Here is a 21,886-nt window from a genome sequence, read left to right on the forward strand (position 1 = left end):
CGGCGCCCGGCGCCGGCAGATGGTGTTGAAACCCCTCGGGGCCCCGGTGTCTTACGGCACCGGGGCCCCTCGACGCGTCCCAGACGAGGTGCAAATGCCCCCAGAAAATCCCCCGAATGCCACCGACCGACTTGATGATGACGATTACCCTGCCTACACCATGGGCCGCGCCGCCGAGATGATCGGCGCCACGCCCACCTTCCTCCGCGCCATCGGCGAGGCACGCCTGATCACCCCGCTGCGGTCCGAGGGCGGCCACCGCCGCTACTCCCGCTACCAGCTGCGTATCGCCGCCCGCGCCCGCGAACTCGTCGACGACGGCATGCCCATCGATGCAGCGTGCCGCATCGTCATCCTGGAAGACCAGCTCGAAGAGGCCCTCCGGCTGAATACCGCACTGCGCGATTCCACGGCCGACGCGGGCGAGAGCGCGCACCCCTGACCGTGCGCCGCCCGACGCCTGCCACCGGGCAGCAGACGCCAACTGCGTAAGGGTGACACTCCGTCGCCGTCCTCTCCCACGTCCACCGCGACCCGGGAGGGACGGCGACCGAGCCCCCGATCGGGGCCCCCGTCAGCGGAAACGCCCGTCCGCCCTGCGGATCGTGCGGCCCGTACGAACGAATATCTCCAGCCTCAGGCGCAGACTTTTTTGCGATCCGCGACAAGAGTTCACGACCCGACAAGCGGAGCGATATTACTCGCCGCGCCCGTTCGCATGCACCGTGTTACTGTCGATCACAGTTGCAGTTGTGGTTCCCAAAGACTTCAAGTGCGCTTAACGGCTTTCCGTGCCGGTGGGTGTGCTTTTGTATTTCCGGTGCATTCCGGACGGGGTAATCATCGCGGCAACGCCGGCCTCGCACAGTGCGTGGCCCGGGAATTGCCCCGAAGGAGATATGGCATGGCTACCGGCACCGTGAAGTGGTTCAACTCGGAAAAGGGCTTCGGTTTCATCGAGCAGGAGGGTGGCGGCGCCGACGTCTTCGCCCACTACTCGAACATCGCCGCCCAGGGCTTCCGCGAGCTTCAGGAAGGCCAGAAGGTGACGTTCGACGTGACGCAGGGCCAGAAGGGTCCGCAGGCGGAGAACATCGTCGTCGCTTGACGCATGGACGCTCGACCCGGTTGGGGCCCGCACCGTGAGGTGCGGGCCCCAACTGCTGTGTTGCAAGGGGAGGTTGAGCTTTCCCCGACCCTGCGACCCCAGGGCGCCCCGCCACCCTCGCGGGCCCTCACTGCCTGGCCACCGGTATGTGCGGATCCATGCATTCTGCACATCCTCTTCATGACAATCACGACTGTTTCACCTCTCGGCCGCATGACAGCGTTCATGGCATCACGAGGCCGAGGGAGTGGGATGAACAAGGGCTACGCCGTCTTCTGCGACGCCGACCGGCAGTTCTACGACGCCCCGCATCGGCTTCCGGTGACCGGCAAGAGCAGCGCCGGCCTCTACGAGACACTGCGGCAGGAGCTGCCGGACGGCTGGCAGAGCCACCGCTCGGGCGACTGGCTGGCTTTCCGCCCGCTCGATCGTGAACTGCCCAACCAGGGCTGGAAGATCCATGTATCCGCGTGCTTGGACAACGCCGAGAAGGTGCTCGACCGGGTCTGGGACTACTGCGTACCGAGGGCGATCGCCTTCAAGTGCATGCCGAGCCGCTATCTGCTGCACACCCGCAACGCCAAGTACGCCGACCGCGGGGCCAGCGGGAAGTTCCTGACCATCTACCCCGCCGACGACGCGCAGTGCCGCGTCATCGCGGAGGACCTGGACGCGCTGCTCGGCGGCGAGCCGGGACCGTACATACTCAGCGATCTGCGCTGGGGTGCCGGACCGGTGTACGTCCGCTACGGCAGCTTCACCGAGCGGCACTGCTACGACGACGCGGGTGAGCTGTGCCCCGCGGTGGAGGACGCGCAGGGCCGGCTGGTCCCCGATCGCCGGGAGCCCACCTTCCACGTGCCTTCATGGGTCACGCTCCCGGACTTCCTGCAGCCGCATATGGCCGCCCGCTCCGCCACCACCGTCTCCGACATCCCGTACCGCATCGAGCGCGCGCTGCACTTCTCCAACGGCGGCGGGGTCTACGTCGCCCGCGACCTGCGAACCGACGAGCAGGTGGTGCTCAAGGAGGCCCGACCGCACGCCGGTCTGGCCGCGGACGAGGCCGACGCGGTGACCCGTCTGCGGCGCGAGAGAGACGCGCTGCGGCGACTGTCGGGGCTGGGGTGCACTCCCGAGGTGCGCGACTGGTTCACGCTCGGCGATCACTCCTTCCTGGCGCTGGAGTACATCGAGGGGCGGCCGCTGAACAGTTTCTTCGCCCACCGCCACCCGCTGATCGAAGCGGATCCGAGCCAGGAGCGGCTCGCCGAGTACACCGAGTGGGCCCTGCGCGTGCACGGTCTGGTGGCGGACGCGGTCGCGGCGATCCATGCCCGGGGCGTGGTCTTCAACGATCTGCACCTGTTCAACATCATGCTGTCCGAGGACGAGACCTCGGTGGTGCTGCTGGACTTCGAGGCGGCCGCGGTCGACGACCAGAGCGTCCGTCAGGTCATCGCCAACCCGGGCTTCGTGGCACCCGCGGACCGTCGGGGCTTCGACGTCGACCGCTACGCCCTGGCATGTCTGCGTCTGGCCCTGTTCCTGCCCCTGACCAGCCTCTTCGCGGTGGACCGTAAGAAGGCGGTGCATCTGGCGCGCATCGCCGCCGAACAGTTCCCGGTGCCGCGGGCGTTCCTGGACGAAGCGGTGGCGGAGATTCTGCGCGGGCACCTGGCACCTGCCACGCAGTCGAGAGCGTCTGCGGGCGACGGGGCGGACTACCTGCCGGTGGCACTGGAGGACTGGCCGCGCAGCCGCGACTCCATGGTCCGAGCCGTTCTCGCGTCGGCCACGCCCGACCGGGAGGATCGCTTCTTCCCGGGCGACATCGCGCAGTTCGCCACGGCGGGTGGCGGCTCCACCGTCGCCCACGGCGCCGCCGGAGTCCTCTACGCGCTGGCCGAGACGGGCGCCGCACGCTGCCCCGAGGCCGAGGAGTGGCTGCTGCTGAGGTCGAAGGCACCCGCATCCGGCAGTCCGCTCGGCTTCTACGACGGCCTGTCCGGCGTCGCCTGGGTGCTGGACCGGCTCGGACACCGCGAGCACGCCCTCGCGCTCGTCGAGCGGATCACCGCCGAGAGCTGGGCCGACATCGCTCCCGATCTGCACAGCGGGCTCGCGGGACTCGGCCTCGCCCTCGACGCCCTCGCGACGTCCACCGGAGAAAGCGCGCTGCGGGACAAGGCTCTGCGGTGCGCCGAGCTTATCGCCGACAACGCCGACGCGTCCGGGACCGAGGGCGCCGAGGCCCGCCCGGCGGCCCGCGCCGGTCTGCTGTACGGAGCCACCGGCACGGCACTGCTCTTCCTGCGCCTTTACGAACGGACCGGTGACACCGCGTTGCTGGACCTGACCGCCGACGCGTTGCGCCGGGACCTGGCCCGCTGCGTACGAGGCGCCGGCGGCGCATTACAGGTCGACGAGGGCTGGCGGACGATGCCGTACCTCGGCGCCGGCAGTGTCGGTATCGGCATGGTGCTCGACGACTACCTCGCTCATCGTGCGGACCCGGAGTTCGAACTGGCACGGAACGAGATCGTGCGGGCGGCACAGGCCAAGTTCTACGCCCAGCCGGGGCTGTTCCGAGGCGCGGCGGGCATGGTGCTGTACCTGAGCCGCACCACCGCCGGCGGCCCCGGAACGCACACCGCCGATCTGCGCCGGCAGATCGCCTCACTCGCCTGGGGCGCCGTCCCCTACCAGGGGCACCTGGCCTTCGCCGGGGAGCAGATGATGCGCCTCTCCATGGACCTGAGCACCGGCACCGCCGGGTGCCTGCTCGCGCTGGGCAGCGCGCTGCACGACCAACCCGTGCACCTGCCCTTCCTCCCGCCGCTACGGCGGCCCTGAAGCCGGCCCCTCCAGGGGCCGAAACGAAAAACCCTGTCCCCACCTATGAGAGGAACCACCATGACCCTTCTCGACCTTCAGACGATGGAAACCCCCAAGGCCGAGACCACGGACGAGTTCACCGGTGGCGGTGGTGGCGGCAGCCGCGCGAGCCTGCTGCTCTGCGGTGACAGCAGCCTGAGCGTCACCACCTGTAACTGACGGCCGTCTGCGCCGAGGCTCCGGCCTCCGCGTGATGTGCTCGCGGCAGCCCCGGGCGGACCACCGTCCGGGGCCGCCGCTCCGTCGTACCCGTCCCACGGAGTCGAGGTCCGCACCGCATGGCCCCCACCTCCAGGCCCGCCACGCCCCGGCGGCCTACCGCACCCGAAGCGGCACCGGACGCCGGTGCCCGCCGCCTGCTGGCCGGCGCCCTCCGGCACAGCACGGGCCGGACCGTGGCCGTCTGCCTCTTCAGCACCGCCTCCGCCGCGGCGGCCGTCGCCCTGCCCGCCGTGCTCGGACACACGCTCGATCTCGCACTGGAGCACGCCGCGGGTCTTCCCCGCGCGATCGCCCTGTGTGCGGTCCTGCTCGCCGCCGAGGTGCTGCTCGACACATTGGTGGCGTGGACCAGCGGCGTCACCACCGCCCGTGGCACCGCGTGGCTGCGGCGCCGCGGCGTCGATCATCTTCTGGCACTGGCCCCGCACCGCGCGGCCGACCGTTTCTCACCGGGCGATCTCGTCACCCGGCTCACCGGCAACGCCGCCGAAGCGGGGTCCGCGCCGACGACGGCGGCCACCGGCCTCGCCGCCGTCCTCACACCGGTGGGCGGTCTGCTGGCCCTCGCGCTCACCGACCTCTGGCTGGCCGCGGTGTTCCTCGCCGGAGTTCCCCTTCTCGCCCGCCTGTTGCGGGTGTTCGCCCGCGGCTCATCCGACAGCGTCTCGCGCTATCAGCGGGTGCAGGCGGACATCGCCGGCCGGCTCGTCGAAACGCTGGGCGGCGCCCGCACCGTGGCCGCCGCCGGCACTGCGGACCGTGAGCGCGCCCGAGTCCTCGCACCGCTTCCCGAACTGGGCACGCAGGGACGGCACATGTGGCAGGTGTACGGGCGTGCCGTGGTCAGCAGCGGCATCCTGGTGCCGCTGCTGACGACCGCCGTCCTCGCCGTCGGCGGAGTGCGGCTCGCGCACGGCGGCCTGTCCGTCGGAGAGCTGCTTGCGGCTTCCCGCTACGCGGTCCTCGCCGCCGGCCTCGGCGGTGTGATCGGACAGCTCAACTCCTTGCTCCGCAGCCGCGCCGCGGCCCGTCGCATGGCCGATCTGCTCGCGGTGGCACCGATGCGCAACGGCGGCCGGGCCCTGCCCGACGGCGGCCCAGGCCGGCTGGAGCTGCGCGCGGTCACCGTGGTTCGCGGGGGCGCCGGCGTGCTGCGCGACGTCGACCTGGTCGTGCCGGGAGGCACCACCATGGCCGTCGTCGGGCGGTCCGGAGCGGGCAAGTCGCTCCTCGGCGCCGTGGCCGGCCGACTGACCGATCCCGACGCCGGCCAGGTCCTGCTGGACGGGGTCCCGCTGACCGAGGTGGACCCCGCGGCGCTGCGCCGGGAGGTCGGGTACGCCTTCGAGCGGCCGGCGCTGCTGGGTGACACCGTCGGGGCCGCGGTCGCCTTCGGGCCGTACCACCCGCCCTCCGGGGAGATCGAGGCCGCGGCGCGCGCGGCCGGCGCCGACACCTTCGTGCGGCTGCTGCCCGAGGGCTGGGACGCGCCACTCCGCGATGCCCCTTTGTCCGGCGGCGAGCGCCAACGCCTGGGGCTGGCACGGGCGTTCGCCCATGCAGGCCGGCTGCTGGTGCTCGACGACGCGACCTCCAGCCTGGACAGCGTCACCGAACTGCACGTCGGCCGCGCCCTGGTGCACGACGTACGGCCGGGCACCAGGCTGTTGATCGCCCACCGGGTCTCCTCCGCAGCCCGCGCCGATCTGGTCGCGTGGGTGGAGGACGGCCGGATACGTGCCGTCGGCCCGCACGACCGGCTGTGGGAGGACGCCGCCTACCGGGCGGTGTTCGCGCACTGCGGTGACGACGAAACGGCGGCTCCGTGACAGGGGCACGCGAGCGGCTGCTGCCGCAGGCACTGGGCTTCCTCGGCCGACGCAAGCGGGTGCTGCTCGCTCTGGCCGGCTGGTCGCTCCTGGAGTCGGCACACACCTTCCTCGGCGGCTACGGCATCGCCATGGCCCTGGACCACGGCTTCCTGGCCCGCCGCACCGGCACCGGGTTGGTGTGGCTGGGCGTGGCGGCGCTGGCGGTGGTGGTCGGCGGGCTGGCCGGCGGCGGGGTCTTCCGCGGGCTGGCCGATCTCGTCGAACCGCTCCGGGACGGACTCGTGCGCCGGGTGGTGGGGCGGGCACTGACCCAGGCCGTGTCGGACCCGGCGCACGCGGCCGACAGCGCCGTCGTCTCCCGACTCACGAACCAGACCGAGATCGCCCGGGACAGCTTCGCCGGGCTGGTACTTGTCGCGCGCTCCTTCGTCTTCACGGCCGTCGGCGCGTTGCTGGGACTCGCGTCGCTGGCACCGCAGCTGCTGCTGCTCGTACTGCCGCCGCTGCTCGTGGGCCTGCTGCTCTTCCTGGCGACGCTCCGGCCCATGGCCGGCTGCCAACGCGCCTTCCTGCAGGCCGACGAGGCGGTGTCCACGCAGGTGGGGGCGATCGCGACCGGGCTGCGGGACGTGGTGGCCTGCGGCGCGCAGGAGCTGACGGCTGCACGGGCGCACGCCGTGATCGCGAGCGAGGAGCGTGCAGCGCGTTCCCTCGCCCGATGGGCGGCCGCACGCGCACTGTCCCTGGGCGTGGCGGGGCATGTGCCGGTCCTGCTCCTGCTGATTGCCACCCCGTGGCTGATGCGTCAACAGGTAACGGCGGGCGCCCTGTTGGGAGCCTTGACCTACCTGACCCAGTCCCTCATGCCGGCTCTGCACACCTTGATGAACGCGCTCGGTGCGGCCGGCACCAGGCTGCTCGTGGTGCTCGACCGACTCACGGAGGGCCCGCACGGGCCGGGCCGCGTGCAGGAGGGCCACGGCCCCTCCGTACGGCCTACGGCGCGCTCCACCCAACGCGCTGCGCACTCGTCACCGCCGGCACGGCCCCACCAGGACGGCTCCCGGGTGGAACTCCGCGAGGTGACGTTCGCCTACGGTTCCGCTGCCCAGCCCGTGCTGCGCGACCTCGATCTCACGGTCGAACCGGGCGAGCACCTGGTCGTCGTAGGACCGAGCGGTATCGGCAAATCCACCCTGACCGGATTGGTGGCCGGCCTCCTCGACCCCACGCACGGCGAGGTGCTGGTGCAGGGAGGACCGGCGCGCGCCCCGTCCACCGACGATCCCGCGCGGCTGCGGGTGCTCATCCCGCAGGAGGCGTACGTCTTCACGGGCAGCGTGCGCGAGAACCTGCTCTACCTGTGCACAGCGGGGGCGTCCGCCGCGGCTCTGGAGGCGTCGTCGGAGGCGGTCGGCCTCGGTCCGCTGCTCCAGCGACTGGGCGGTTTCGACGCCCAGATCGATCCCGCGTCCTTGTCACAGGGCGAGCGTCAGCTCATCGCGCTCGGCCGTGCCCACCTCTCCCCCGCGCCGCTGGTGTTGCTGGACGAGGCGACCTGCCACCTCGATCCGGCGGCCGAGGCCCGAGCGGAACTGGCCTTCGCGGAGCGGCCGGGGACCGTGATCGTCGTGGCGCACCGGATCAGTTCGGCCCGGCGCGCGGACCGCATCCTGGTCCTGGACGGCACCCGCGCCACCTGCGGCACACACGATGAGCTGCTGGTCCGCTCGGCGCTCTACCGCGATCTGGTCGGCCGTTGGCACGCGGAGCGCCTCTGAGGGCGCACGCCTGTCGCGGCAGCCGCCCCTCGCACGCACCGTCCGATCCCCCCGGCGAGTGGCTGTGACCAACGCGGCCGGTGCACGCCCGGTGCACGCCCGTCGTCACCACACCGCGATCACCCCCGGGTCGCGTCGAGGAGGATCCGAGCCAGCTCATGCGGCTGGGAGAACATCGGCCAGTGGCCGGTCTGCATCTCGACGAGCTGCCAACGCTCGCTCGTCAGCAACTCGGTCACGTCGTCGGTCGGCTCGTCGCCGTCGAGCAGGCACTTGATGTACGTCGCCGGCAGCTCGCCGAGCGGGCGGGTCAGCACGGCGGGTTCGGTCAGCGTGGCGGCCGGGTGGGGCGTGGCACCTCCCACGAGCCGGGCGATCTGCGAGTCGTCGAGCCCCTGACCCGCGCAGTCGGTGGGGGTCAGGGGCACCCAGAAGCCGTCACCTCCCGCAAGCAAGGCTTCGAACTTCTCGCGTCCCTCCCACCAGCAGGAGGCGAAGGACTCCCCGTCGGCCGGGACGAGAGAGTCGACAAAGACCACGCGGGCCAGCCGGTCGCCGATCCGTTCAGCGGCCTGGCCGACCGGGATGCCGGAGTAGCTGTGCCCCACGAGGACGACATCGCGCAGATCGAGGCGTTCGATCTCGTCGACGATGTCGCGCACATGCGTCTGTTGCCCAGCCGGCCTGCTCTGCTTATCGGCGAGGCCGGAAAGCGTCAGCGGGTGGGCGCCGTGCCCGGAAGCACGCAGCTCCGGCACGACCTCGTCCCACGCCCACGACCCGAGCCAGGCCCCTGCGACCAGTACGAAGTCTGTCATGGCGGCAACGTAGCGGAGGGGTCTGACAATCACCCCGGAACGACTTCCGACTCGCGTCCCGGTGCCTGTGTGAAGAGGAGTGATCCGACGGTTCCGGTCCGGCGCCGCGTGCGTCCCGGTGGCTGCTCGCCCTGCGAGTTCCCACCACAACGCCGCCGGGCCGAACCCGGCAGTTGACCAGCGGACAGCTGCCCTGGCCGTTGCTCCGCGCCTACCGAAAGCCGAGGTACGGATCGGTGCCGACCAGCTCACCGCCGGCCGCCCACAGGCGAGCGGCGACTGCCGGATCGGCCATATGAGAGGGGACCGGCTCACGCCGTGGTGTGCCACGCAGGCCGAAGACCCTCGGCCCCCACAGCTGCCCTCCCTTCACCTCCGAGTCGAGGACGGCGCGTACGACGGGCCAGGCTCCGGCGTCCTTGCCCTGCACGAGGAGCCCGGCGGGCAAGGCACGCAGCCGCTCGCCGGGGGTTGTCACGCGTATCTGCGGGCGGGACGGGGTGAGGGAGTCCAGTGCGCCGCCGGGGTGGGCCACCACACTGAGCACCGTGCTGCCGACGGCCCGCAGGCGCCGATCGAGTTCGAAGCCGAAGTACATCTGGGCCAGCTTCGATCGGCCGTAGGTGCGCTTGGGACGGTAGTCCTGGGTCGACTGCAGATCGCCCAGGTCCAGTCGCTCGGACCGCGCCGCGAAGCTTCCCACCGTCACGATGCGGCCCGCCGACGCCGCCGACAGCAGGGGGGCCAGCCACTGGGTGAGTGCGAAGTGGCCGAGGTGGTTGGTACCGAACATCAGCTCGTGGCCGTCCGCGGTCTCCCGACGCTGCGGGTCGTCGAGCGCCACACCTGCGTTGTGGACCACCGCGTCGAGATGATCGAGGTCCAGCCTGTCCACGGCGGTCTTCAGGGACGACAGATCGGCGAGGTCCAGTTGAAGGTGCCGCACCTGCGCGCCGGGGACGCGCGAGCGGATCGAGGCCATGGCGGCATCGGCCTTCGCGGCGTCCCGGCTGCCGAGCACGACGACGGCGCCGGTGGCGGCGAGCTGCTCCGCTGCGAAGTAGCCGATCCCGGCGTTACCCCCGGTGACCAGGAAGATCCTGCCCTCGGCGGACGGCAGCCGGTGAACGTCCCACGGTCGGCTGCGGGATGCGGAAGACACGATGACAGGCTCCTTGCGCTCCGGGCCCCCAGGTCATGGGGAGCAACTACCCGCCCACGATTGCAATCTCCACCGACATACCGCCGACAGACTGCCGACTCTGCTCCGGAGAACCACTGAACCGCACACAGATCCTAGAGCCAGCCCGCCCCCTGGGAGATGCGGATGGCGTCGACCCTGTTGCGGGCTCCGGTCTTGCGGTTGATCGCGGCCATGTAGTTGCGGACCGTGCCGTTGCTCAAGTGCAGCTCGCGAGCTATCTCCGGGACCGAGGCGCCACCGGCGGCGAGGGTCAGTACGGCCAACTCGCGTGCCGTCAGCGGCATTTCGGCGGCCTGCAGAAAGTCGGCCGCGAGCGAGCTGTCGACGTAGCGCTGCCCGGCGGCCACCAGTCGTATCGCACGGAGCAGGCGCCCGGGAGGGGTGTCCTTGTCCACGATGCCCAGGGCGCGGGCGGCGACGGCACGGCGCAGCACTCCGGGCCGGCATGCCGTGGCCAGAACCAGCAGGGCGCATCCCGGCCCCCCGGGCCCGTTCGGGAATTCCGTGGTGCCGGATGTGTCGCCGTCGACGATGCAGACCTGTGGACGGAACGCCCGCGCACGGCCGGGTGCTTTGGTCCAGGGGGCCGCGGTGACCTCGATGTCCTCCTCGTCGCTCAGTAACGCGGTGAGCGCGGAGCGCATCAGCCAGGTGTCGTGCACGAATAAAACCCGGATCACGTTCGCCCCTGTTCCTGAAGTTTCGAACCTTGCACCGAGCACGTCCATTAGTACCCGGTTCGATCGAATCGCTGCCTTCGCTTTTCGGCCATTGGGGCGCACGCCGGAGCGCACAATTTTCTCTGCGCGCCTGCCGGCGCCGAAGGGGTGCGACGAGGCCCACCCCCACACGCCGCACCGAAAGGGTCAGGCCCTTCGAAACCGCTCGGTCGGCCGGTGGAGAGGGGCGGCAACCTTTCGCCTCTCGGCGGCGACCAGTTGGTGTCAGCGAGCCGGGAGCACTGCCCCGCTCGTACCCCGTGGAAGGGAACCACCCGCTGTGAGCAGCACCGCAGGACGCCATCGGCGCACTCGTACACTTTCGCTCGCCGTCACGACCGCGGCCGTCCTGGGCGGCGCGGGCTATCTCGCGGTGCCGTCCCATGACGCCGGCGCCTCGTCCGCCACCGTGGTGGTGTCCAGTACGGCGGCCCTGGAGGGTGCGGTACGCGACGCGCGGGCCGGTACGGTCATCCAGGTTCGGGGCGGGACGTATTACCCGGCCGATACGCTCAAGTCCTCGGCCGACGGCACGGCGTCGAACCGGATCACGCTCAGCCCGTACGGGTCCGAGAAGGTGGTGATCGACGGATCGAAGTTACCGGCCGGCTCCTGGCTCGCGGCGATCCAGGGCGATTACTGGACCATCTCCGGCATGCGGTTCCAGCGCTCACCCGCACAGGGCGTGGTCGTCACGTCGTCGACCGGCGGTATCTTCAGAAACCTCACCACCAACGACAACGGCGACTCCGGATTCACCCTGCGCGGCGAGAATTGCAACGACAACCTCATCGCCAACCTGGACTCGTACCGCAACTACGACCCATCGCAGCACGGGCAGAACGCCGACGGTCTCGCGATCAAGTTCGGCTCCGGCAGCGGCAACAAGGTCACCGGGGCGCGGCTGTTTCACAACGCCGACGACGGCATGGATCTGTGGCAGTGGGCGAGCGCGGTCACCGTCGAGCACTCCTGGGCGTACGGCAACGGCGAGAACCGCTGGAGCGACCCGCCGTTCGAGGGCAACGGCAACGGCTTCAAGCTCGGCGGCGGTGGAGCGACGGCCGCACATCTGGTGAACAACAACGCGACCTGGGACAACGCGTCGAACGGCTTCACGGAGAACAGCAACACCGGCGCCATCGCGCTCAACCGCAACACCGCCTACCGGAACGCGGGCACCGGCTTCTACTTCGCGACCGGCCGGGCCCGGCTCGCGGCCAATCTGGCCGTCGGTGGAGCCGCCGAGGCCAAGCTGGGCGACTTCACGGTCTCCGCGCGCAACAACTGGGACGCGGGCATTCCCACCCCCGCCGTGAACGAGTCCGGGGCGGCCTCTGCCCAGGGCCCCCGTAAGGCCGACGGCTCACTGCCCGCGACCGACTTCCTCGAAGTGAGCGGCGGCGGGATCGGCTCCACCATGAACTGACAGACAGGGGCGGGGACGAGTCGGTTCCCTGCGGTGGTCCACCGCGGAGAACCGGCTCGCCGCCCCCTCACCGCTCGCGGTCGTAACTCAGTCGTAGCTGACGTTCCCGGGTGCGTAACGGCAGTTGATCCCATCGGGACCGCTTCCGGTCCTGGCCGGCTCCGCGCCACTGTTGTTGCCCAGGTAGCGCACACAGGGCTCGATGTCACCGCCGTCCCCGTGGATACGGATGTCACGCAGCTCGGCGGTATCACCGTAGTTGACGTTGATCGCGGCTATACGCTTGCCCGGGGCGGTGAGATCGACGTCGTGCACGATGACCGATCGCCGGTACTGGTCACGGCAGTTGCTGCACGAGCCGACCAGCTCGCCGAAGTCGTCGGCCTCGAATCCGCGCAGCACCACCTTGCCCATTCCGTTGAACTCGAAGACCCGGTCGGCCGCATGCCGCGCGCCGCCACCGGTCACCGTGTAGACGGCGTCCGCCGACGTCCCCTCGAACCTGGCGGCCTCTTCGCCGACGTCCTCCCACCACACGTTCCGCAATGTGCAGCTGCCCAGGCAGCGGACGCCGGTGGCGCCGGGAGTGCTCAGTACGACGTTGGTGAGCACGGCGCCGTCCTTGAGTGTGAAGACGGCGCCCCTGCCCTCTTCCTGACGATCGTCGCCAAGCTCTCCGTCGGCGCGATAGCGCTTGAGGCCGCCGTCAAAGGTGCCGGACACCTCTATCGACTCGGCGACCGCCGTTCCACCGCTGGGCGTCGGCCAGGAGCCTGCCGCACCGGCGGGGGCCAGCAGAACACTGGTGGTGAGGGCGGCTCCGGTCATGCCCAGGGCGGTGACCAGCCCGGCCAGGGTGCGCCGCCGCTGCACCCGGCGCCTGTGGATCCTGCGTCGTTGGGCTCGGGTGGTCATCGGTGGTTCCTCCGTTGTGGGGGCTGAGCTCGCGGCCCTTGAACTTCCGTCGGAGAGCAGGGGATTGTCATGGGCTCCGGGCTACCGTGCCGCCCCCTGGCCGCAACGCCCCGGGGCGAAGTCCCCGTGGACGGTGCGGCTCCGCCCTTCCGCGCGGCCACAAGCCATCGGCGGTCGGCGCTGCGCACCCGAACCCACCGCTGCCATAACGTGGCCGGCGCATCCGCGACGAGGGTGTCCGCGGCCTCCGGTCCTCCGGTCAACAAGTGGGCAAATGGACCGAGTTCGGCGTGGTGCCGTGCGAAGAACACGTGGGACTCGGCGGATACGTCATTGACGACCATGTCCGCTCAAGCCTCTCGTCGTGACGTGCCCATGCCCAGGCTCATTTCCAGGAGAGGGGGAGAATAGCAGCGGACAGTGATGAGGCGGCGGGCGGGCTCTCCGCCCTCGTGCGTCCCGGGCGGTCAACTGCCCGACCGCTACAAGGGACACGGGGAGGGTCAACCCTGGTTCAGTTGCCTTGCCCGGCGCCTGTCGCGCCTCGGAGTCCGGTTGCTCCCTGCTCCAGGACGTGGGTAAGAAGCTCGCGCGCTGTGGGCCGGCAGGCGAATGTCAGCGGCTTCAAGGTCCAGAGCAACGAGGGGCTGCACGACGCCCTGTGGGCGCTGCCGTTGTTCCCGGGCGTTTCCTGTGCATGAAGAGGGGCGTGACGCCGTTGGCGCCCCACCACCCGTGGGCTCTGGCCGCGACGGTGTCCTGACCGGCCACGTTCATGGTCGCGCCGAGCCTGGGACTGAGAGAAGGGCTGGGCGAAGGGCTGAGCGCGGTCGTGCGTCTCCTGGGCCCGGCAGCTCGCCGCTCACGTCAGTTGATCGGTCGCACACTCGACGATGAGCGGCGGTTCCCGGGTGAAATCGCTGTACCGCACCCAGCGCGGCAGCACCCGGACATGCGTGATGCCGGGCCACGCCAACCGGTCGCGTCCATCCGGATAGGCGTCGAAGTAGCACTCCCGGACGCGTTGGAGTTCCCGGCCCTCAGGGAAGTCGGCGACGCCCTCGATCTGTGCCGTGATCGCGTCGTCCCATCCGATGACGAGCGCGATCCGTGGATCGGCCCGCAGGTTGCGGTACTTGCGTGTCGTGTCGACGGTGTCGAACACGATCTCCAGCGCGTCACTCACCGCGAACCCCACGACCGCTGCCTGGGGCGCGCCTTCCGGCGCGACGGAGCACTGAACGGCGAGCCGGTGCCTCCGCAGGAACCGCTTCAGATCTTCGCGCTGCACGCCACTCCCTCTCACCGGGACGATGGGCGGGCCCAACCGCATCACCGCTCGACGGACGACCCGGTGCCGGCGACAGCAGGCCGTCGCCGGCACCGGGACCTGCTCGCGTCGCGGGAGCCCTCGCCGTGGGAGGCGCCCCCGCGGTCAGCCCGGGTGGAACTCCTGAGCCCGGTCAGCGGCCGAGCGCCTTGCGGAGCTCCTGCTTGTTCATCGAGGAGCGGCCTTCGACATTGCGCTTCTTCGCCTCCTCGTACAGCTGGTCCTTCGTCGGCCCCTGGGGGCCGCTGTGGGAGCGTTCGCCGCCGCGCTGCGGGGCGGACTTCGGGTCCCGGGTGGAGACCTTGCTCGCCGACTTCGCCTCGCCGGACCGTGCCCGTTCCTTGTTGACAGTGCGGGCTGCGATCTCCTTCGCCCGGCCGGTGGAGGTGCCTCGTTTCTCGGCGCCCTCCTTGACGTGCTCGTACTGACGCTCCCGCTTCTTGCTGGAACCTGCCGGCATGACGCCTCCTTGTGATCGGACAACCTTCGCGGGCTGAGTGTTCTTGCGACATTCCGCGCGTACCCGGGCGGCCGGTGATTCCACCCGGCCGTCGGCCGCGCTACCGGTGCACGCCGAACCGCCCTCGCCCGCGACACGGGCCCGGTCAAGCGCCGAAAGCCTTGCGGCCCGTTTCCAGGGCGCGGCCTGCGCCCTACCGTCCGCGGCCGGTTACGTAGTCACGAGCCCTGTCGACCAGCCCCACTCCCGGCGCCAGGAGCTTGTTGGCCGGCGGAGTGCTGGGAGCGGTGGGATGCGGACGCGTGGGGGCGGTCTTCTTCGCGTCGCGGATCTTGTTGCCGAGGCTCTCCAGGACGTACGGGTGGCATGACTCGCGGAGTTGGACGAACAGGTTGGTTTCCTCGTCCTGAACGTGGGCGGTGACTTCCGTCCGCACCTTGGCGACGAGACGGTCGAAGTCGCTGTCGTCCGCCTCGCGTCCCTCCAGGTCCTTCAGCAACCGCTCGACCCGGGCGTGATCGTCGATCTCCTTGTCGGCGAGGGCGTCGCCGTCCTGTACGTGCTCACGCACGGCCGGGTAGAGATGCTCTTCCTCGGCGACGGAGTGCCGCACCAGCTCGATGGTCAGCGCGTCGAGGAGCGACTTGCGATCCGCGCTGCCCGAAGGAGCCTGCGCGAAACGCTCGAAGAGCGTGTCCACCTCACGGTGATCGGTGGTGAGTTCCTCGATGACGTCTCCGCCATGTCCCATGAGAGATACGCCTCCTGGTGATGCGTGCGCCTGCCCGGACGGCCCGGGGGCGCCAAGGAACGCGTTCCCCTCACCCTGAGCGGATAACGAGTCACACCACGGATTCCGCCGGATGCCCGAGGGTGGCCGGCGGGCGGAGCTGACTCGTCGGCCGGGCGAGGGTGGCCGAGCCTCCTGCCGGTGCCGGTTCCGGCTCAGGCCGATACGGGTCGGGGTCGCGGCCGGGCTCCGGCGGCGGTACGGGTTCGGGGTGCACGGGATCGAGGGGCCCGGGTGGCGGCGGGTCGGGCACCGGCCTCTCGGACGGATCGCTCCCCGGTGGCGGCTTCGGGTCCCGCTCAGCCCGCGGAACGCCCGCCTGCGGAGTCGGCATGCCGGGACGGTAGCGGGCTGTCGCGGCGCGGGCTGGTCCGAGCGGACCTGTGGTGAGGGTGTGCGGGTGCACGTCTGTCTCCGAACTGTCGAACATCATCTGGCGCGCGTGCCCTGTTCCGGTGCGGCTCAAGCTCAGGGCGGCTCGAACTCAGGGCTGGGGACTGAGGGCCTGCTCGCGTACGTAGTCGCACGAGCGCCGCAGCAGCCGCGAGACGTGCATCTGCGAAAGCCCGATCTGCGCGGCTATCTCACTCTGTGTCAGCCCCATGAAGAAGCGCAGGTACAGAATGCGCCGCTCACGCTCCGGCAGCAGGCGCAGTGCCGGGGCGGCCGCCTCCCGGTCGTCGACCAGGCCGAGTGCCGGGTCCTCCTGCCCCACCCGGTCGCTGATGGTGTGGGTCTCCTCGCCGCTGATGGGACGCTCCAGGGACAGCGCGGTGAAGGTCTTCTGTGCGTCCAGGCCGATCAGCACGTCCTCCACGGGCAGGCCGGTATGCGCGGCGACGTCCTGGACGGTGATCGACTTGTGGTCCGGCCTTGCCGAGAGCTCCTCACGCGCCCGGTGCACCTGCGCGCGCAGTTCCTGGGCGCGCCGGGGCACGTGGACGGCCCACAGCGCGTCCCGGAAGTGGCGTTTGATCTCACCGATGATCGTGGGCACCGCGAAGGCACCGAACGGCGTGCCGTTGTCCGGGTCGAACCGGTCGACGGCTTTGAGCAGGCCGACCGCCGCGACCTGGCGCAGGTCGTCGTCACTCTCGCCACGGCCGTGGTAGCGCCGGGCGAGCCGGTGGGCCATGGGCAGCCAGGCGCGGACGATCTCCTCCCGCAGTTCCCGCCGGCGCGGGCCGTCCGGCAACGTCCTCAGCTCGGCAAACGCGGCGCCGGTATCCGGGTCCTTCTGCGGATACCGTTTGGGCCTGGCAAGGGAAGTCATCCGAACTCACGCCTTCCGATCGGTTGCCCCGTATCGCATCGCGTCCGGGCGGCGCAGGCCGCCTGGCCTTCCCGTTCCGTCCACTCCACTCTGCGACAGTCGTCCCGCCCCCGCGACAGGGGCTGCGGGCGCGCGGGCGCGGGGCCTCGCCGGCCGGCCCTCCGGACCGATCGAGGAAACGGGCACGAGCGGGCCGGAACAGGCCCGACGAGCGTTCGTGACCGTGAGTAGCCGACCGCTCCTGCTGCGCGCAGGCCCGTCCGGGATTCGCACTCCGCCGCCGCCACGCCATCGCGGGCGTTTGCCACATACCGCCTCCAGCGCCGACGCTGGAGTAGTGGTCCTCGTTTCCGGGTCCGCACGACCGGCCCGGCCCGGATGCGCACGACCCGACCGGCCCCGATCATGGAGCCGTGGAGCCGCCGATGCGGCAAGGAGGCGACGCATGAGATTGCCCGACCAGGTCAAACGGCTGCTGACTCTCGGTGACTCACGGCACTTCGTGCCTGGTGAGAACGACAAGCCGCCCGCCGCCGACCAGCCTCAGGAGCGCACACGCCCGACCGATACCAAACGCCGGAAACGGTCCAGCGCCGCCCATCGGTGACGCGGAACCGAGGGAGCCACAGTGACGAAGCACAGGAAGTCCTCGCAACCGAAGATGGGCGAAGGCCCCAGTAGGCACAAGGGTTCCGACCAGCACGGCTGGTCGCCCGACATCGACGAGGCGAAGCAGCAGAAGAACCCGAGCGCGGAACGGTCCTTCGACCCGCAGCGCCACGCCCCCGACAGCCCGCCCCGCAGGGAGACCGCGGAGGAGGACAAGGTTCCGCCGGCCAGCGAGGTCAAGAGCACGTCGCGCAGCGGTGAGCGGATCGCCGCCCAGGAGAGCGAGGAGGGCATGCGGGACACCGGCGAGAAGGGCCCGTCCCGACGTCCCAGCGGGAGCAAGGACGCCGAGGCCCATACGGGTGTCGACCCGCAGAACCCCAAGCGCAACCCCTGACCTTCCCCGGGGCCCGCAGCCCCGTACGCAGCACGCCGAGCGGCCACGTGGGCCGGACGCCGGCTGACCACAACCGCAGCTCGACACCGGACGAGCTGCCGAGCAGCCCACGGGCAGGACCGGAACAAGCGCCCGGCCGGGATTCCCGGCCGGGCGCTCTCCACGCCCCCGAGCGAGCCGACCCGCATCAGCACCCGCCTGCGGCCCATCCCGCGTGCCCGTCCCTGGCTACATACGGAACGTAGAATCCGCCCGCCCGGATTGTTCATCGCGGAGCAGGACCCCCTCACCCCCCACCCCTAGCCTCACTGCAACATCACCAACGAGGGGCGGTACCGGTGAACTGGCTCATCCACGACTACCGCGAGAACGATCTCGCCGAAGTGGTCCACCTGATCGACTCCACGGCCGAGCTCGGACAGGAATCGGTGTTCTCGCTCGCCGAATGCATCAGCGCCCTGACCTCCCGGCAGCCCGCGGTGGTGGCCGTCCACCAGGGGGTGCCCATCGGAACGGCACTGGCCTGCGTGGCCGGCGAGCGCGGCTGGGTGATGCGGATCGCGATCTCCTCCGCCTGGCGCGGCCGGGGGCTGGCGAGCGCGTTGCTGGTTGAGCTGGAACGGCGGCTGATCGCCGCCCGGGTGAGCCGTATCGCCTATGTACTCCCCGAGGAGGACCTGCTCGGGGAGGGCCTGCTCAACGCCGGATACACCCGGCAGCCCGCCGTGGCCTACTTCGAGAAGGTCGAACCGCACCACGGCCCTTCGGCGAGCCTTCTGGACGACCTGGGCGGCCGGTTCCTGCCCACCGACCTGTGGGCCAAGGTGGCCGGCATGGAGTCGGAGAAGGACCTGATCGAGCGGCGTGTCGTGCTGCCCCTGGCGGAACCGGAGCGGGCGGCCCGCCACGGCGTCCGGCCACCTCGCGCCATCGCCCTCTTCGGCCCCCCTGGCACCGGAAAGACGACCTTCGCCCGGGGTATCGCCTCCAAGCTCGGCTGGCCCTTCGTGGAGCTGCTGCCCTCCCGGCTGGCCGATGAGGGCAACCTCGCGGCGGCGCTGCGCACCGCGTTCGCGCGCATCGCGGAGCTGGAACGGGTCCTGGTCTTCATCGACGAGGTCGAGGAGATCGCACCGGTACGCAGCGAGCCCGCGCAGCCGGGGGGCCTGCACGGCGTCACCAATGAACTCCTCAAGCTCATACCCGGGTTCCGCGAGCGGGACGAGCGGCTCCTGGTGTGCGCGACCAACTCCATCCGCTCCCTCGACCCGGCGTTTCTGCGTCCCGGCCGCTTCGACTATCTGATCCCGATCGGCACGCCGGACGCGGCCGCCCGGTCGGCGATCTGGTCGCGCTACACGGACGGCCGGGCCGAGGTGGACGTGGCGGCCCTGGTGGCGGCCACGGAGCTGTTCACGCCCGCCGACATCGAGCACGCGGCCCGGATCGCGGCCCAGGCGTCGTTCGAGCGGGACCTGGAGTCCATCGGCCTGGGGGCGGGCGCGACGAGCCGCCTCGGCGCCGGCACGGAGGACTATCTCGCCGCCATCGCCCGGTGCCGGCCGACGGTCACACCCGCGATGATCGACGAGTTCGACGCGGACATCACCGCCCACGCCCGCTGCTGACGGAAGGGCGCCCTGCGGCACAGCTCCTCGGGGCGCCCGCGCACCTGAACACCCTGCCCTCACAGCGGGGTTGACCGTCCCCGATAAGGCCACCGCTACACCCGTCCACGGGCCCGACGCCCGCCCTGCGGAGGACATCGGACGCACTACGGACGGAGGACACCACCGGGCGCGAGTCCTCCGCCGGGGCGATGCCCGCTCCGGACCTCGCGCGTACGGTGACGTGCAACGTCGAGTGCGGCGCGTTATCGAGAGAAGCGGGGGCAGCGCATGTCGGAGATCGTCGACCTGGGCGCTTACGGTACGGACTTCATCAGGGACCCCTATCCGTACTACGCCAAGTTGCGCGCCCAGGGGCCCGTGCACCGCGCGCGGATTCCCGAGGTCCAGGAGATGTGGCTGGTCGTCGGCTACGAAGCGGTCCGCTCCGCGCTCACCGACCCCCGCCTGACGAAGGACCTGCGCAATTCCGGGCTGTACGACGCCGCTGCCGGTGATTCGCCGCTGTTCACCCACATGCTGGACTCCGACCCGCCGCACCACACGCGGCTGCGGAAGCTGGTGGCCAGGGAGTTCACCTCCCGCCGCGTCGAAGCGCTGCGGCCGCGGGTGCAACAGATCACCGACGAGCTGCTCGACGCGATGCTCGCCGCCCCCGACGGCCGCGCCGACCTCGTGGAGTCGCTCGCCTTCCCGCTGCCGATGACCGTCATCTGCGAACTCATCGGCGTCCCGGACATCGACCGGGAGGATTTCCGCGCCTGGTCGAACGAGGTCGTCGCACCGACCGCACCGGAAGCGACCCTCGCGGCCACCGAGGCGATGACCGCCTACCTCGTCCGCCTCATCGAGGCCAAGCGCCAAGAACCGGGCGAGGACCTGCTCAGCGCCCTGATCCGCACCAGCGACGAGGACGGTGACCAGCTGTCCCGCGACGAGCTGGTCGGCATGGCATTCCTGCTGCTGGTCGCCGGGCACGAGACGACCGTCAGCCTGCTGGCCAACGGCGTCCGCGCGCTGCTCAGCCACCCCGACCAGCTGGCCGCGCTGCGGGCCGACCCTTCCCTCCTCGACAACGCCGTGGAGGAGATGCTGCGCTACGACGGTCCGGTGGAGACGTCCACCTTCCGCTTCACCTCCGAGCCCGTCGAGATCGGCGGCACGGTGATTCCCGCCCGGCAGCCGGTGCTGGTCGTGCTCGCCTCAGCGTCCCGTGACCCCGAACGCTTCGCCGCCGCCGATGACTTCGACATCACCCGCGAGCCCCGCGGCCATGTCGCCTTCGGCCACGGTATCCACTTCTGCCTCGGCGCCCCGCTGGCCCGCCTGGAGGCCCGTATCGCCCTTCGCGCACTGCTGGACCGCTGCCCGGACCTCGCCTTGGACGTGGATCCGGATGCCCTGAACTGGCGTACCGGCATGCTCATCCGGGGCCCGGAGCAGCTCCCCATCCGCTGGACGGAGCCGAGCGCGTAACGACCGCGCTGCGACCCCGTCCGCCCCGTCCCGCCGGCCGCGTCAGCAGCTCAGGTTGCCGCCGGGAGTGGTGCCCAGGATCTGCACGAAGTTCTGGTAGCTGTTGATCCGGCTCTGCACCTGGTCGGGGTTGCCGCCGTTGCACTCGATCGATCCGTTGATGCTGCGGATCGTCTCACCGAAACCGGCTCCGCTGACCATCGCCTGGTGCGGCGTCATCGTGCCGGGGCCGGTCTGGGTGTTCCAGTACCAAAGGGCGGTCTTCCAGGCGACGGCGGAGTCCTGCTCGACCAGGTAGGGGTTGTTCAACAGGTCGATGCCCAGCGCGTCACCCGCCGCCTTGTAGTTGAAGTTCCAGCTGAGCTGGATGGGGCCACGGCCGTAGTACGCCGCCTGACCGGCCGGGCAGCCGTACGGCTGGGTGGCGTCGCAGTAGTGCGGGTAGTTCCCGGTGTTCTGCTCCACGATGTGGACCAGGCCGCCGGTTTCGTGGCTGACGTTCGCCAGGAAGGCCGCGGCCTCCTGACGCTTGACGGTGTCGCTCCCGGTGTTCGCGAATTCCGGGTAGGCGCTGAGCGCGGCCGTCAGACCGCTGTAGGTGTAGAACGCGTTCCGGTTCGGGAACATCTGGTTGAACTGCGCCTCGCTGACGACGAACCCCTCGGCCGACGCGTCGGCGGCGGCAGCCCCGTTGGCCCCAGGAGCGGCACAGGCCCCGAGGTCCGACCAGGAAGCGCCGTGTCCGGGCGCCTCACTGTGAGTGCGCTGCCTCGCGGACCAGTTGTGACCGTCGTACGACGTGGTCTTCCCGCCGGCATAAGTGGCAGACGCGTCCCACGACGGGGCGCATCCGGCCGCGGCCGCCGCCGGCACTGCGGGCACGAAGAGGGCTACACCCGCCGCCATGGTGGCGGCACTGAGCACTGCGGCAATACGTGATTTCATCGCGTGACTCCTTCGCGAGACCGGTCCCCTGAGGGAGGGCGGCCCGTCTGTG

At 70.7% G+C, this 21,886-nt stretch carries 21 protein-coding genes; 12 read left to right on the forward strand and 9 right to left on the reverse strand.

Features of this window, described 5'->3' with window-relative positions; genetic code table 11:
- The first annotated feature begins 94 nt into the window (after window positions 1-94).
- The 6 genes from ACGFZW_RS33280 (at window position 95) to ACGFZW_RS33305 (ending at window position 7,841) form a co-directional block, all read left to right on the forward strand.
- A complete protein-coding gene (locus tag ACGFZW_RS33280; protein ID WP_393897029.1) occupies window positions 95-442 on the forward strand; it encodes a MerR family transcriptional regulator in 348 nt (115 codons plus the stop codon).
- Between the two features lie 462 nt (window positions 443-904).
- The gene (locus tag ACGFZW_RS33285; protein ID WP_393897030.1) at window positions 905-1,108 is read left to right on the forward strand and encodes a cold-shock protein; all 204 of its coding nucleotides are present in this window, start codon (window positions 905-907) and stop codon (window positions 1,106-1,108) included.
- 252 nt (window positions 1,109-1,360) lie between these two features.
- On the forward strand, window positions 1,361-3,964 hold the full coding sequence (lanKC, locus tag ACGFZW_RS33290; RefSeq protein WP_393897031.1) for a class III lanthionine synthetase LanKC: 2,604 nt from the start codon (window positions 1,361-1,363) through the stop codon (window positions 3,962-3,964).
- A 60-nt stretch (window positions 3,965-4,024) separates the two neighbouring features.
- Window positions 4,025-4,165 carry a SapB/AmfS family lanthipeptide gene (locus ACGFZW_RS33295; RefSeq protein ID WP_393897032.1) on the forward strand — a complete coding sequence of 47 codons (141 nt, stop codon included), beginning with the start codon at window positions 4,025-4,027 and terminating at the stop codon, window positions 4,163-4,165.
- Window positions 4,166-4,284: 119 nt separating this feature from the next.
- Window positions 4,285-6,057 carry an ABC transporter ATP-binding protein gene (locus tag ACGFZW_RS33300; RefSeq protein WP_393897033.1) on the forward strand — a complete coding sequence of 591 codons (1,773 nt, stop codon included), beginning with the start codon at window positions 4,285-4,287 and terminating at the stop codon, window positions 6,055-6,057.
- A complete protein-coding gene (locus ACGFZW_RS33305) occupies window positions 6,054-7,841 on the forward strand; it encodes an ATP-binding cassette domain-containing protein (RefSeq protein WP_393897034.1) in 1,788 nt (595 codons plus the stop codon). The genes ACGFZW_RS33300 and ACGFZW_RS33305 overlap by 4 nt, the downstream gene beginning before the upstream one ends.
- Before the next feature lie 119 nt (window positions 7,842-7,960).
- On the opposite strand, the gene ACGFZW_RS33310 is transcribed toward ACGFZW_RS33305, so the two are convergent.
- The 3 genes from ACGFZW_RS33310 to ACGFZW_RS33320 form a co-directional block, all read right to left on the reverse strand.
- A complete protein-coding gene (locus tag ACGFZW_RS33310) occupies window positions 7,961-8,659 on the reverse strand; it encodes an alpha/beta fold hydrolase (RefSeq protein ID WP_393897035.1) in 699 nt (232 codons plus the stop codon).
- Window positions 8,660-8,870: 211 nt separating this feature from the next.
- Window positions 8,871-9,821 (reverse strand): SDR family NAD(P)-dependent oxidoreductase, encoded by a 951-nt coding sequence (locus ACGFZW_RS33315; protein ID WP_393897036.1) that lies wholly within the window; start codon window positions 9,819-9,821, stop codon window positions 8,871-8,873.
- Window positions 9,822-9,955: 134 nt separating this feature from the next.
- The gene (locus ACGFZW_RS33320) at window positions 9,956-10,543 is read right to left on the reverse strand and encodes a response regulator transcription factor (protein WP_393897037.1); all 588 of its coding nucleotides are present in this window, start codon (window positions 10,541-10,543) and stop codon (window positions 9,956-9,958) included.
- 319 nt (window positions 10,544-10,862) lie between these two features.
- On the opposite strand from ACGFZW_RS33320, the gene ACGFZW_RS33325 reads away from it, so the two are divergent.
- Window positions 10,863-12,011 (forward strand): right-handed parallel beta-helix repeat-containing protein, encoded by a 1,149-nt coding sequence (locus ACGFZW_RS33325; RefSeq protein ID WP_393897038.1) that lies wholly within the window; start codon window positions 10,863-10,865, stop codon window positions 12,009-12,011.
- Window positions 12,012-12,098: 87 nt separating this feature from the next.
- On the opposite strand, the gene ACGFZW_RS33330 is transcribed toward ACGFZW_RS33325, so the two are convergent.
- Entirely contained in the window at window positions 12,099-12,926 is an 828-nt protein-coding gene (locus ACGFZW_RS33330) for a pectate lyase (RefSeq protein ID WP_393897039.1), read from the reverse strand.
- A 452-nt stretch (window positions 12,927-13,378) separates the two neighbouring features.
- Here ACGFZW_RS33330 and ACGFZW_RS33335 point away from each other — a divergent pair, with 452 nt between their 5' ends.
- The gene (locus tag ACGFZW_RS33335) at window positions 13,379-13,627 is read left to right on the forward strand and encodes a muconolactone Delta-isomerase family protein (protein WP_393897040.1); all 249 of its coding nucleotides are present in this window, start codon (window positions 13,379-13,381) and stop codon (window positions 13,625-13,627) included.
- Between the two features lie 161 nt (window positions 13,628-13,788).
- On the opposite strand, the gene ACGFZW_RS33340 is transcribed toward ACGFZW_RS33335, so the two are convergent.
- The 4 genes from ACGFZW_RS33340 to ACGFZW_RS33355 form a co-directional block, all read right to left on the reverse strand.
- Window positions 13,789-14,217, reverse strand: coding sequence for a pyridoxamine 5'-phosphate oxidase family protein (locus tag ACGFZW_RS33340; RefSeq protein WP_393897041.1), 429 nt, complete (start codon window positions 14,215-14,217; stop codon window positions 13,789-13,791).
- A gap of 172 nt (window positions 14,218-14,389) precedes the next feature.
- The gene (locus ACGFZW_RS33345; protein ID WP_393897042.1) at window positions 14,390-14,716 is read right to left on the reverse strand and encodes a plasmid stabilization protein; all 327 of its coding nucleotides are present in this window, start codon (window positions 14,714-14,716) and stop codon (window positions 14,390-14,392) included.
- Window positions 14,717-14,909: 193 nt separating this feature from the next.
- Window positions 14,910-15,467, reverse strand: a complete 558-nt coding sequence (locus ACGFZW_RS33350) for a hemerythrin domain-containing protein (RefSeq protein WP_393897043.1) — start codon at window positions 15,465-15,467, stop codon at window positions 14,910-14,912.
- Window positions 15,468-15,990: 523 nt separating this feature from the next.
- On the reverse strand, window positions 15,991-16,779 hold the full coding sequence (locus ACGFZW_RS33355; protein WP_393897044.1) for a SigB/SigF/SigG family RNA polymerase sigma factor: 789 nt from the start codon (window positions 16,777-16,779) through the stop codon (window positions 15,991-15,993).
- Window positions 16,780-17,224: 445 nt separating this feature from the next.
- Between ACGFZW_RS33355 and ACGFZW_RS33360 the strand changes: the two genes are divergently transcribed.
- From ACGFZW_RS33360 to ACGFZW_RS33375, 4 genes are all read left to right on the forward strand, one after another.
- Window positions 17,225-17,386, forward strand: a complete 162-nt coding sequence (locus ACGFZW_RS33360; protein ID WP_393897045.1) for a hypothetical protein — start codon at window positions 17,225-17,227, stop codon at window positions 17,384-17,386.
- 21 nt (window positions 17,387-17,407) lie between these two features.
- Window positions 17,408-17,785, forward strand: coding sequence for a hypothetical protein (locus tag ACGFZW_RS33365; RefSeq protein WP_393897046.1), 378 nt, complete (start codon window positions 17,408-17,410; stop codon window positions 17,783-17,785).
- Window positions 17,786-18,123: 338 nt separating this feature from the next.
- Entirely contained in the window at window positions 18,124-19,413 is a 1,290-nt protein-coding gene (locus ACGFZW_RS33370) for an ATP-binding protein (RefSeq protein ID WP_393897047.1), read from the forward strand.
- Window positions 19,414-19,683: 270 nt separating this feature from the next.
- A complete protein-coding gene (locus tag ACGFZW_RS33375; RefSeq protein WP_393897048.1) occupies window positions 19,684-20,889 on the forward strand; it encodes a cytochrome P450 in 1,206 nt (401 codons plus the stop codon).
- Window positions 20,890-20,931: 42 nt separating this feature from the next.
- Here the strand turns inward: ACGFZW_RS33375 and ACGFZW_RS33380 are convergent, their stop codons facing one another.
- The gene (locus ACGFZW_RS33380; RefSeq protein WP_393897049.1) at window positions 20,932-21,834 is read right to left on the reverse strand and encodes a glycoside hydrolase family 19 protein; all 903 of its coding nucleotides are present in this window, start codon (window positions 21,832-21,834) and stop codon (window positions 20,932-20,934) included.
- Window positions 21,835-21,886 lie beyond the last annotated feature (52 nt).

Source organism: Streptomyces sp. NPDC048248 (assembly GCF_043201875.1).
In the GTDB taxonomy this organism is placed as follows: Bacteria; Actinomycetota; Actinomycetes; order Streptomycetales; family Streptomycetaceae; genus Streptomyces.

Coding starts and splice junctions, on each gene's coding strand:
- ACGFZW_RS33280 (WP_393897029.1), top strand. CDS start 95: ATGCCCCCAGAAAATCCCCCGAATGCCACCGACCGACTTGATGATGAC.
- ACGFZW_RS33285 (WP_393897030.1), top strand. CDS start 905: ATGGCTACCGGCACCGTGAAGTGGTTCAACTCGGAAAAGGGCTTCGGT.
- lanKC (WP_393897031.1), top strand. CDS start 1,361: ATGAACAAGGGCTACGCCGTCTTCTGCGACGCCGACCGGCAGTTCTAC.
- ACGFZW_RS33295 (WP_393897032.1), top strand. CDS start 4,025: ATGACCCTTCTCGACCTTCAGACGATGGAAACCCCCAAGGCCGAGACC.
- ACGFZW_RS33300 (WP_393897033.1), top strand. CDS start 4,285: ATGGCCCCCACCTCCAGGCCCGCCACGCCCCGGCGGCCTACCGCACCC.
- ACGFZW_RS33310 (WP_393897035.1), bottom strand. CDS start 8,659: ATGACAGACTTCGTACTGGTCGCAGGGGCCTGGCTCGGGTCGTGGGCG.
- ACGFZW_RS33330 (WP_393897039.1), bottom strand. CDS start 12,926: ATGACCACCCGAGCCCAACGACGCAGGATCCACAGGCGCCGGGTGCAG.
- ACGFZW_RS33345 (WP_393897042.1), bottom strand. CDS start 14,716: ATGCCGGCAGGTTCCAGCAAGAAGCGGGAGCGTCAGTACGAGCACGTC.
- ACGFZW_RS33350 (WP_393897043.1), bottom strand. CDS start 15,467: ATGGGACATGGCGGAGACGTCATCGAGGAACTCACCACCGATCACCGT.
- ACGFZW_RS33355 (WP_393897044.1), bottom strand. CDS start 16,779: ATGACTTCCCTTGCCAGGCCCAAACGGTATCCGCAGAAGGACCCGGAT.
- ACGFZW_RS33360 (WP_393897045.1), top strand. CDS start 17,225: ATGAGATTGCCCGACCAGGTCAAACGGCTGCTGACTCTCGGTGACTCA.
- ACGFZW_RS33375 (WP_393897048.1), top strand. CDS start 19,684: ATGTCGGAGATCGTCGACCTGGGCGCTTACGGTACGGACTTCATCAGG.
- ACGFZW_RS33380 (WP_393897049.1), bottom strand. CDS start 21,834: ATGAAATCACGTATTGCCGCAGTGCTCAGTGCCGCCACCATGGCGGCG.